The organism is Desulfocastanea catecholica (assembly GCF_054657295.1).
This window is the reverse complement of the sequence record NZ_BAAHYZ010000026.1, coordinates 1-11,290: the sequence shown is the minus strand read 5'-3', so window position 1 is coordinate 11,290 and position 11,290 is coordinate 1. Positions and strand designations below refer to the sequence as shown.

The window sequence follows — 11,290 nt, the reverse complement described above, 5'->3', positions numbered from 1 at the left end:
CAGCGACAGTTCGTTATGAATATGACCGATGCTCATTGCACATCCTCCGGCGAAAACCATGTTTGCAGTGTCGTCAATAATTCCTGGAATGCACCATCCTGACAATGCCTAATGGAAACCTGCGAGGTGATGTTTTTATAGATCGCCGAGGAACGCGGGATACGCTTTCTACGCAGTATCGCCTCAAGTGCCTCTTTGGGTTGTGTTGGTTTAGCAGCGTCATTCGGCCAGGCTCGCTGCATTTCGGCCTCAGCCATCAAGGCCTCGACATTGGTGTATCCAAGTCCGCATGCTACATGGTCATTCTTCTGCCAAATCCAATTTTCCAGTTCCGGGTCGATGACGATGACCTGAAAGGTTCCCTCTTGCCAGCCGGTGGAGGTGATCCGTGCCGTGAGGCGGTCTTTTATCGCATTCGCCCCCGGTGAGCCATCCCAGGCAGCATCCAGCACGACTATTGCCCGATGATGGGAAGATTGAAATGGGCTCAACAACTCGTGTCCACGAGTAAAGAGGCCTGGGTCATTGTCACCGGCCGCAACTCGGATATCTTGACGGGGATCGAAATCAAACTGTCCGCAACGTATGCTCTGATAAAACCCTGGCCGTGTGAGGAAGCCTTCGAAAGCCGCCTGCATATTTTTGTCGGCGAGCAAGAAAATGCAGTCTCTCATCCCAGCACCCCCGTGGCGAAGAGAGCCCCGAGGTCAACATGGCCTTTCCAATCTTTCAGTTGGGGATGCCTGTTGCCGGCAATGATCGTTGCCGCGCCGCCTACTTCGAGGCGCGCGCAAAGAATCTGGTCGAGTTCAGAATTAGCGAGCACCACCGGGGAATGGGAACTGCAAAAAAGCTGTGAGTCATAGGCGGAAGACAGTGACTGCAATACCGCCTCAATCGCCCGTGGATGAATGCCGTTTTCCGGCTCTTCAAGAAAGACGATGCCGGGAAGGTTGTTGAGATAAGGAAGGATTGTTAACGCCAGAATTTTTAGGGTCCCTTCGGAAAGGCCGGAACTGGTTACCGTGTACCCTCCCTGATATGTTATAGAAAAATAGGCGTGGAGATCTTCTTCCCGCTCTTTTACCGCAATTTCCTCAATCTGCGGCAAGGCTGTTTTTACATGATCCTGCCACAGACCAAAGCGAAACTCATCCTGCTGAAGCGCCAGCGCCAAATGTGGCAAGTTGGCCGCATCCGCCATCAATGTATCCGGCAATCCGGGGGGAGATGCTGCTTGCAATGCTTCGAGGTCCGGCTGATAAAAGAGATAACCCAGAGTCAATACATCATAGAGCCATGTGGCTGCCGGGAAATCTTCTTTGGCCTCAAACTGCACCCGCGGCAGTGCCAACATGGAGGCTTCGATTTTAGATGATCGTGACTTTGCTCCCTTCTGGGTTTCTACGCGAAATTCCGCCTCGCCACCATACTCGCGCTTGACGACGAAGCGCCAGTCCCGATGCGGGTTGACCTCGCCGTGCAGGCGCCCGGTAGCATGGTCGGGAGTAGTCTTTTCTGAAAACAAAAACAGGTATTCGTTTTTCACCTGCAACTGTCGCTCATTGAAAATTTCCAGACGGATTTCGTACCTGGCGTATTTCAGCCATTGGTTTTCAGGTGTATTTTTCCTTACGCTGGGAAGCCGATCTTGCAAGTTTATAACAACCTGCTCCGGCAGAGCAGTCTCCAAAGTCAGAATAAACTCATTGCCTTGGTTGCAGAAAATAAGTTCCTTGAGTGTAGAGCATCGAGCCGGACGACCGTGTTGCCTTTGCGTAAAAACCTGGGTAATATCCCTTTGCAGGAGACAATCACCGACGAGTCGTGGAATATCCAATAAGGTCGTCTTCCCGGCTCCATTTGCCCCAACCAATATTCCAAATTTAGGGATATCAACACCGATATTCTCAAAACATCGGTATCGCATCGCTTCAATTCGAGTAATCATCAGTTTTGCTCCTTGAGAAATTGTGTCTCACCGAATCGACACAAACAGCATTGTGTGTCATATTTTCTATTTTGCGAGACACAATAGAGTTTGTGGTGCATTGATGATAATCAAAACGCATGGTATCCCTCGGCGATGTTCAGAAGTCTGGAAAAAGTCAAGATGGCAGCGCGTCTGCCGCTTCCGGACTGGAGTTCCTGGAGGACGCCTTCATTTTTAAGAACGGCCAGTATTCGTTGGGCGGTGGGTTTGGGTATATTCGCGGAACGAACAAAATCCGAGCTTTTAAAAATGGGTCTCTCAAATATCCAATCCAGAGCATGAATGGCATATTGGGAATGTGTCAATTCAGTGAAATGCGGCTTCATATCATTATAAAGTCCCAATATTTTCTGGGCCTTGTCAAGATTCTCTTCCGCCTGGATGCGGATCACATTCAGGAAAAAAGCACACCATCCGTCCCAGTCATCATCACGTGAGATAGCCAGAAGTCTTTCATAGTATTCATCCCGGTGGCTTTCCAGGTAGGCACTGATATAGAAGACCGGTTGTTTGATAAGCCCGGCCTGGTTCAGGTAGAGCGGAATCAACATACGGCCCAATCGCCCATTACCATCCAGAAAAGGATGCAGCGCTTCGAATTCGGCATGAATCAAGGCTAACTGCACCAGTCGATCCGGCGCTTCCTCATGAAGGTACTTCTCCCAGTGAGACATGGCCTCTGGTAGTTTATCTGCACTGAGGGGAACATACCGGGCCTTTTCAATGGGACAGCCCGTTGGGCCAATCCAGTTGGGAATTTTGCGGTATTGACCGGGAGCCTTGCCATGACCACGCACGCTGTTTAATAAAATTCTGTGGCACTCAAGAATGATGCGTTGGCATAAAGGCAATGTTTGCAGATGTTCAGTGGCATACCGCATCGCCTTTCGATAATTGAGTATCTCCCATATATCGGCCTCTTTCGCTGATGCAGGTTCGTCCGTTTCACCCTTGGCCTCGTATTCCAGCACCTCGCCCATGGTGGCCTGGGTACCTTCAATACGTGATGACAATACGGCCTCTTGGGTGGTCAACGGGCTTAACAACACATTCACATTGGGAATGGCGGCCAATATCCCATCATACCTTGCCACTGCCGCGTTGGCCGGTCCAATCAGCGGCACGAGCCGCGCCCAATTAAGTTCTTTGGGAGGAAACCTTCCTTCGTGATACAAAACCGGTACGCTCATCCGTTCTGCTCCTTGAGAAATGCGCGGTATTTCTCAGCGATGACCGGCAGATCGTTGTCCTCGATTTTTTCGCTGCGGGTCAGGGTCCGTTCCACGAAATGTCCACCGATGCGGATACGTTCAACGGAGGTTCGCGGCTCGACAATTTCCTCACCGTCCGGGGTGCGCTTATAGAGTTTGTTGCCACGGCGGTCAATACCAACCTTGTCGGCCACGGCCATGAAAACCGAGTATTCCTCAATGCCACCCAAGGCATCACGCTTCTTTTCTTCATCGCTCTTGCGACGCAGGAAGAGCAAGCTGGTAAGGATGTTGACGTTGGCCTCGGCAATAAAGGCTTCCACCGGTAAATCAATGGAGGCAAGCACCTGTGTTTCTCGCATTATCCACCAACGGATGTATTCGGCTGCGGGATTACCCAGTAGGCCGTCTGGCAATACAATACCCAAACGTCCAGTTCCAGGCTTGATCCATTTTATGCAGCGTTCAACAAAAAGAATTTCTGGGGATACACTGCCTTTCAATCGTCCATTGTTGCGAAATCCCCCCTCGTCATCATGCTCCCAGTCATGCGCCAGCTCGTATTGTTCGAGAATATGCTTATCGGTGATCGGGATGTCCGAACCAAACGGCGGATTGGTTGCGATGATATCGACTGAGCCCAGCGGAATTTCTTTTTTAGCTATTTGCAGATCGTCGAGATGGCCAAGAGGGAATTCAAGGGAGTTGATGTTGTAAATGTGGCCGCGGCCATCACCGGCAAGGACCATGTTCATCTGGGAGGCACGAATAAGAAACGGATCGAAATCAGCACCGAAAGTGTTGGTCGCCGCATATTCTTTCAGACGCTCGTGGACGGTCAGAAATTCGCTGGTGTTCTCGTTCCCGGGCTGCGTGTCTTGTTCTTCCCGGAACTTCTTAAGCATGTAACCAAGGGTGGCGACGAGGAAGCCCCCGGTCCCGCATGCTGGATCCAGGAGCGTTTCATTTTCCTTGGGCGCAAGCATTTCTACGACCAACTTCACCACGCCCCGCGGTGTAAAATACTGGCCCCGGTCGCCCCGCAGGTTGACGCCGACCAATTCTTGGTAAGCCACTCCCTTGGCGTCGACATCCGTACGGGTAAAGTCATACTTTGCCAGTTCGGAAACGATAAAGGCCAGAGCTCTGTCCGAAAGCGAAATTTCTTCGTTACCCCGGAAGATGTTCTTGAACTGTTTTTTGACCTCGGCGAAGAGTTCCTCAATGCGTTTACGGATCGCCTTGCGACCCTCGATTTCAAACTGTTCCTTGGGGCCAGCCCAAAATCGGCATTTCCAGGCTTGGCGCTGCTTGGCCCGGAGGTTTTCATCATGCATCTTACAGAAGATAAGATACAGGAATTGCCAGAAAGCAGCATCCTTGGGCATCCCCTCGTTGCCATGGATGTAGTTGTGGCAGCGGCGAAAGGTGATCTTCAGCATCTCTTGGTCAGCAACACGAGTATGGGCGTCGGAGATGACCTCCTTGGTGCCGACGGATTCTTCGGCCATGGGCCAGTCGCCGATAGGGTTGCACTTGGTCTCAAAGCGCTTCTGCTCTTTTTCAAGGAAGAAGAATTCCAAACCGTTGGTCCAGAGGCCATACTGGATTGCCTCGACCTCGCGCATGATACTCTCCAAATCATCCAGGTCGTCGGAGGCCTGCTCGAAATCCCGGATACGTGCGGCGTGTTTGCCGACATTTGGTTCAGGGCGGCAGAGTACTGCCCGGCCAAGATTCTCGAGGGTGTGGTCCTTACCGTGGTGGAAGATTGCGACATCCACCTTCTTACGCCCGCCAATTGCGAAATCGTTCACCATGTCTTCGGGCGAAAAGCCATATTCGTGGATCAGGGCACGGACAATCCGTTGCCGAACCAGCTCTTTCTTTGTTTCCTTAACTTGATTTCCGGAGACGTAATCGAGAGTGTATCCCGCCGGAATGGTGTTCTCGGCCGGAGAATCCTTTTGTTTGCTCATAAAAAACTCCATTCACCGAGGTAAAGCTCATCTCTGGCTTTACTCGCTGACATTCTTGGTTGCGTGTTTCTGCTGTTCGATCCACATATCAATATCTTTGCGGGAGAATCGCCATTGCCCTCTCACCTTGAAAGCAGGCAGTTCACCGGACTGAGCCATTGTGTAGATCGTTTTTTCACCGACTTTGAGCAAGGCAGCTACATTTCTAATTTTTAAGACTTCATCATTTTGCATGCCGCCTCTCCTTTATGGGCAGTTGTCCGCCAAAGGTTTTAGCACCTGAATAAAAGGAATTCTCCAAACACTGAGCAATGCGACGTTAGAAAATACCAAACTTCAGCAAATATTACCAAGTAAATTTTGTGTTGCGTAACACTAAACAGTGAGTTATATAAAGTTGATGAAGAATTTTGGTGAAACTATACGCGAACTAAGAGTCGCACAAGATCTAGGGCTACGCGAAACTGCGGTTAAGGTTGGGATATCCCCAGCCTACCTTAGCCGAATCGAGAGAGGCAAAGAACGCCCGCCACGCCCTGAAATTATTAAGGTACTTGCTAAATTGTTAGCCGCTGACCCAGATATTCTGTTCCGATTGTCGTCCTCTACCGACCCGGAGATCGTTGATTTCCTGCATGACCAACCTGAAGCTATGAATCTCATTCATTTTATTATTGATAATAAGTTTTCACCAAATGAGATTGAGCAACTTCTCAAATCGGCCCAATCAATAAGATCTTGAAAATCACCTTTCCTTTTAGGATATGCGTTTTTCCATCCGCTTCGCGTCAACGGATTGCGCCTCTTGATCATCGCTAGATCCTAACTCCATTAAGGAGTCTACCTCCCATAGGCGTAGATGTTACGAACCAATTGCTAAATGCAATGTGCTGTCACGGAGTCCCATTGAATGAGACTTTCCAACATCAATGATTTTGGTGTGTTGGCAATCAGAACAATTGATAGTGGTTACCTAGCAACAATAAAAAAACCTTGACTTATTACTTTTAAAAATTCGAATTACCATTGACTTTTTATTATTCGCAGAATTAGTATACGGTTGTGGCTTGCTGTACACTCTGTACTCACACATCTGAAATAAGAGAGAATATTGCATGCAACGATTGGCTGAAAAACAGATTGCAGGCTGGAAAGATTCGCCGCGTCGTAAGCCTCTTATCATTCGTGGGGCGCGCCAGGTTGGGAAAACATGGCTTGTTGAGAATGTTCTGGCAAAACAATTTAAGAGCTTTGTCAAAATAGATCTGGAAAAACGTCGCGATCTTCACCCTCTTTTCGCTGATAATCTTGAGCCTCGATTTATATTGAACCATCTGGAGTTGACAACTGGTCGAATCATAGCCGGCCAGACGCTTCTTTTCTTTGATGAGATTCAGGCTTGTCCGCGTGCATTAATGGCGTTACGCTACTTTTATGAAGAGATGCCGGAACTCCATGTTATAGCCGCCGGTTCATTGCTGGAGTTTGCCTTCGGCCAAATATCCATTCCTGTCGGTCGCGTCCAGTATCTGCATATGCATCCGATGACATTTTACGAATATCTTCTGGCAACGGGCAAAGAACAGATGGCTGAACATACTCTCAATCAGCCGGATGACGTTGCCGGGTCTATCCAGGAAATCATTCTCAAGGAATTGCGGAACTATTTCTTTGTCGGCGGCATGCCTGAGTGTGTCAAGACCTATCGTGACTCTGGTTCCATGGTTGAAACCTTTCAAGTCCAGTCAGAAATTCTGGACTCGTATCGCGATGATTTTTCCAAATACACCCCCCATATCAATACGATCTGTCTAGACGCAGTTTTTTTGGGCGTGGCCAAAAGCATTGGAGAGCAATTAAAATATACTCGATTGAATGAAGGGTATTCAAGCCAGATGAATCGCAAAGCGTTTGATCTGCTGGCCAAGGCGAAGGTCATTCATAAAATTCCGGCTTGTGATCCAAGTGGTTTGCCTTTAGGCGCAACAGCCAATCCCAAAAAATTCAAGGCATCCATGCTCGACATAGGTCTTATGCAGAGACTCTGCCAGGTGCCGGTTGAACTGGAATTGCAGCAGGAAAACCTTCTGGTGATGTACCGTGGAAAACTTGCGGAACAATTTGTTGCCCAGGAACTCCTGGCCTGGCATAGTTCAGAGTTATTTTATTGGGCGCGGGAGAGTCGTGGCAGTAGTGCAGAAGTAGATTTTCTCGTTGTTCGGCAAGGAAAGATATACCCGATAGAGGTTAAATCAGGACCAAGTGGGAGTTTGCGAAGCCTGCATCTTATGCTTGAAAAATATCAGAATTGCCCGCAAGGATTGGTACTTTATAGCGGAACAAGCAATAAAGTATCTGACCAGAAACTGCAATTCCTCCCATTATATTGTGTTTCGACCATCGGAGACCAACGACCGAACGTGGTTTGAGCAGGGAAGAGCTGAATTTTCAATGAAAATTAGCAGCCATTGAGAATCGACTTCAAAAAAACCCGTCAGAAGTGGCCGCTTTTTCTTGTTGCATGCTGTTCAAGTCCATAATGATCTTGATGAATCTATTTGCCTGTTTTTGGGTTATTTCAATGGAATTTCAGCAGTATTGACAAATACTTTTTTTTGTCATACTTATTTCACCATAGAAGGAGTTGTAGTATTTTATTGGTGATTTTCTGTCCTGGCTGTAATGGTGTCGGTTCCTTTGTCTGTTTTCAGCAAAGTAAGGAGAATAAGTCATGGGTCTTTTTAATATGATTGACAAACTGGTCGAGCCGATTACCAAGGATATATTTCCGCCAGAAGAAAATTGGTTCGAAGCACCCAATTATGTTGAGTTTCAAAGGAGGAGGTATAACTCAGCTTTGACCGGGATGTCCTATTTTTTCAAAGCAGTTGTGGTGTTTTTCGTTATTTATGTGACGATTAATTTTTTATCTGGAGAAAATCAAAATACTGTGAAAAGCAGTATAAAAAAACCTGCCCCTACAGCAGCCCAAGCATTCGTTGATCTATCATTCAGAGAGAGAGATGAATTTTGGAACAAACTCTCAGACAGTGAAAAAGCAGAATTACGCCGCAGCCTTGAGCAATGAAATAAACAAAAGATGTTGCATTGTTTTTTTAAGGTCCACGACATCTTCCCACTCGCAGCGGACTGTTATTTTTAGTCATTAATCACCTTCCAGAGGTGGTTTTCCTGCCGCTTTTCTTTCGGCCAGTTGCATCTTGATTTTTTGATCTGCATTGTGAATTGATCTTGCTATTCGATTTCCTATAAATGGCTCCACTACTTTTTCCGTTTCATCATTAAATTTGTGTGTTCTGTTTTCATGTTGGTCTCTCATAGCATCCGCATCTTCGCGAGTTTTTTGCCCTCTTACTTCTGGTGAGCCTAAAGAAGCATGGTGATCAGCAGGATGGCCGCCAAAATCATCTGGAGTAATATTTTCAGTCCGGCCAATCGCTGAATCTGCGCCTGGCATGACCTGCTCCTGGACATTTGCCATTCCTCCGCCGACCTCAGCTCTGTTAGAATCGATGGCACTATCCGCCTGAGCTGCGCCGTCACCCCAAGTATAATTGCCACTATTGAGAAATCTTTGTTGATGGCGGTGTAATTGATGCATGCCGGCTGCTCCGCCTGTAACCATGTGATTCAGGGCGGCACCTGCTTTGTCGATATTTTCAGGGCTACTCGAACCGTAGCGATCATTTGCATACCAACCAACAAAGGCGGTTGTAGCATCGGCCCCAGTAGTTTCCGTGGTACGGGTCATATTGCTGGCCTCTTGCATATATGAAGCTGCCTCGGTCGCACCAATCTTATTTGCTAAATTTGTGGCAAATTGAAGCCCTTTGCTATCACCAAAGGTTTCGGCGATAGCTCTTTCATGGATTTGGCTTTGAGTTCTATTGAATTTTTTCGCAGTACTCTCATCAATCATAAAAGACAGTTGTGTGCCATCCTTTCCGATTCCTGTCATTTTATATTCTGTCCCTCCTTTAAACCCTAATCCAAATGCCTGCACTGCTATACTTGCGCCTGCAGCACCAGAGAGGCTTTCCTGTTGCTCTTTGCTCAGGCCACGGACGAAACCGGATTTATCCTGCATAGCTCTGTCCCAACCAGAGGCTACGGAATTACTCAGTTTATCACCATAGGCACGGGATTCGGCACTGGTAAGACCATCAGTTTGCAGCTGGCTCCTCATCTTGTCCCAACTCTCATTGGTACCAAGGGCATGAGCTGCCTTTTCGGTATTGATATGTGCATTCTGTTCTGCAAGAGCCATGGGAGACATCCCATTGACACTGGCAGAGGTGAGATTGGTGCCGCCATGAACGTCCGACTCAAAACTCCCTTTGCCCCATGCGCCGTTGAGATTCTGTACACCTGGTCCACCAGCCCCGAAGGTTGTCCCTGCCATTGTAGAACCACTTGGCATGACAGCATTCGTTTTGCCCTGGGTCGCTTGTCCGTCTGGGCCAAGAGAAACCGATGCTTGACCGGCTGCTGTTCCTGCCTGTTGGTTAAAGCTATGCTTCATCTCTGCATAGTCGGCATCCGAAGTCCCTTGTGGAATTTGCCCTGATTTTGCCAAAGCGTTCCTGGCGTTCATAGAGGAGTTGTACCCACCAACCGGACTATGGACACTATTGAAAGCCTCCGCCGAAGCCATGTTGGCAAACCTATGCTGCGGCATACCTGCCAAATTTCCTGATGCTTTCAGCTGCTGACTCATGGCTGCTGAGGCACCTTCCGGCGTCATCAAGGCTCCGGCTGCTCCACCTGCACTGCTTACCGAACCACTCAAGCTGCCGGCCATCATTGCCAGGGCATGGCCACCGAATTTAATCAGCATCATGGTGAAGAGACTTGCCAGCATGATCCCCGACGAGCGGATAATGCCGAACATGCTCAGCATCTTTTCAGATAATGAAGGAAAGGCAGCCATCGAGTAAACGCCTAAAGACGACTGGCGCATCTCTTCAAAGGCGTATTGTGCGTAATCCATAGCCGCAGTATGAACCACTGCATCTGTTATGCCCCAGATGGTCAGAAAACAGAAAAAACCGAACATGGCTGAAAGGGCCTTGCCGACGACTGGGGTCGGCAGAAATAAAGCCAGGAACGGAATCATGCCAATGGCAATGGCAGTCATGATCGCCTTGATAATCGGGATCCATTCGTTCATGGCAATACCAACACCAATACCTTGCGAGGTGATCTTCCGGTTTGCCTCTATGAGCATGGCAGTTTCCACATCATCCTGATAGTAGAAAGTATACAGAATTTCCGAGATTTGTCGTTGTTGGATGAGCTTTTCCGGTACGACAGTATTTCCCGTGGTGAATCTCAAGGTGCTGGTTATGAGGTCTGTACAGGTAGCATATTCAAGAGCATTGTTGGAATCAAAAGCCGCCTTGCCGCAGGTCTTCCTGAGCGCTTCCGCATAATTAGTGGGATTTTGAAAAATCGGCAGGAGAAGGTTCCATGCTTCGGTACAGGTTTTCGTCACACCGGCCGGTTCCGTCGAATCATAATAAACCGTATAGATTGATGGATGTACAGCCTTGACAAGTTCAGTCAAGAAATCAGTGGTGTCATTACGGAGAGTATCAAGGGATAAGGTTGTTCCAGGCCGCATCAGTTCAAAAGTCACACAATCCTTGGTGTAGCGGATCAGACTTGTTCTGAGGTGGTTATCTTTAATGTATGAGTTTCTCACCGACTCCAGGGTTTTGAAACCTATGCCGCCGGCACCTCTGGAGTATTCTGAATCGGGAGCGGAGGCCGTATCGATAATCTCAACCAGCCCTCTTTCGATCTTGTTCAGTACACCAGCAGTAAAGACAACCGCATCAGGGATTCCACCAATAGTCTGAAATCTATTGAGCGTTGGGTCATAAACGGTGATATTCCCCTTGGGCACAAACAGGCCAAAATAGAGAATTATCCCGAAGAAAATTGGTACCGTCCAGATGAGAGGGGTGGCTTTCCCGCCATTGGATACCTGAACAAGCCAGGAAATGGCTCCTGCAAGAAACCCCATAACCGCCACTACGGCAAATAACCCTATATACCCAGCGTCACTGAATATCAGAGCCAAT

Annotated in this window: 9 protein-coding genes; 3 read left to right on the top strand and 6 right to left on the bottom strand. The window is 48.3% G+C overall.

Annotated elements, in window-relative coordinates; genetic code table 11:
- Window positions 1-32 precede the first annotated feature (32 nt).
- The 5 genes from mads4 to mads1 all read right to left on the bottom strand — a co-directional run bounded on the left by mads4 (window position 33) and on the right by mads1 (window position 5,417).
- Complete coding sequence (mads4, locus tag ACYQ8U_RS18755; protein WP_459947094.1) at window positions 33-674, bottom strand: methylation-associated defense system protein MAD4; 642 nt, start codon at window positions 672-674, stop codon at window positions 33-35.
- Window positions 671-1,951 carry a methylation-associated defense system AAA family ATPase MAD3 gene (gene mads3, locus ACYQ8U_RS18750; RefSeq protein ID WP_459947093.1) on the bottom strand — a complete coding sequence of 427 codons (1,281 nt, stop codon included), beginning with the start codon at window positions 1,949-1,951 and terminating at the stop codon, window positions 671-673. Before mads3 ends, mads4 begins: the two co-directional genes overlap by 4 nt.
- A 110-nt stretch (window positions 1,952-2,061) precedes the next feature.
- A complete protein-coding gene (locus ACYQ8U_RS18745) occupies window positions 2,062-3,183 on the bottom strand; it encodes a Fic family protein (protein WP_459947092.1) in 1,122 nt (373 codons plus the stop codon).
- Entirely contained in the window at window positions 3,180-5,183 is a 2,004-nt protein-coding gene (gene mads2 / locus ACYQ8U_RS18740; protein WP_459947091.1) for a methylation-associated defense system DNA methyltransferase MAD2, read from the bottom strand. The genes ACYQ8U_RS18745 and mads2 overlap by 4 nt, the downstream gene beginning before the upstream one ends.
- 39 nt (window positions 5,184-5,222) lie before the next feature.
- The gene (gene mads1, locus ACYQ8U_RS18735) at window positions 5,223-5,417 is read right to left on the bottom strand and encodes a methylation-associated defense system helix-turn-helix domain-containing protein MAD1 (RefSeq protein ID WP_136870404.1); all 195 of its coding nucleotides are present in this window, start codon (window positions 5,415-5,417) and stop codon (window positions 5,223-5,225) included.
- A gap of 166 nt (window positions 5,418-5,583) precedes the next feature.
- On the opposite strand from mads1, the gene ACYQ8U_RS18730 reads away from it, so the two are divergent.
- The 3 genes from ACYQ8U_RS18730 (at window position 5,584) to ACYQ8U_RS18720 (ending at window position 8,271) form a co-directional block, all read left to right on the top strand.
- On the top strand, window positions 5,584-5,925 hold the full coding sequence (locus ACYQ8U_RS18730) for a helix-turn-helix domain-containing protein (protein ID WP_459947090.1): 342 nt from the start codon (window positions 5,584-5,586) through the stop codon (window positions 5,923-5,925).
- Between the two features lie 373 nt (window positions 5,926-6,298).
- A complete protein-coding gene (locus ACYQ8U_RS18725; RefSeq protein WP_459947089.1) occupies window positions 6,299-7,612 on the top strand; it encodes an ATP-binding protein in 1,314 nt (437 codons plus the stop codon).
- 302 nt (window positions 7,613-7,914) lie between these two features.
- Window positions 7,915-8,271, top strand: a complete 357-nt coding sequence (locus ACYQ8U_RS18720) for a hypothetical protein (protein WP_459947088.1) — start codon at window positions 7,915-7,917, stop codon at window positions 8,269-8,271.
- A gap of 78 nt (window positions 8,272-8,349) precedes the next feature.
- Here ACYQ8U_RS18720 and ACYQ8U_RS18715 read toward each other — a convergent pair whose 3' ends face one another.
- The gene (locus tag ACYQ8U_RS18715) at window positions 8,350-11,289 is read right to left on the bottom strand and encodes a conjugal transfer protein TraG N-terminal domain-containing protein (RefSeq protein ID WP_459947087.1); all 2,940 of its coding nucleotides are present in this window, start codon (window positions 11,287-11,289) and stop codon (window positions 8,350-8,352) included.
- Between the last annotated feature and the right edge of the window lies 1 nt (window position 11,290).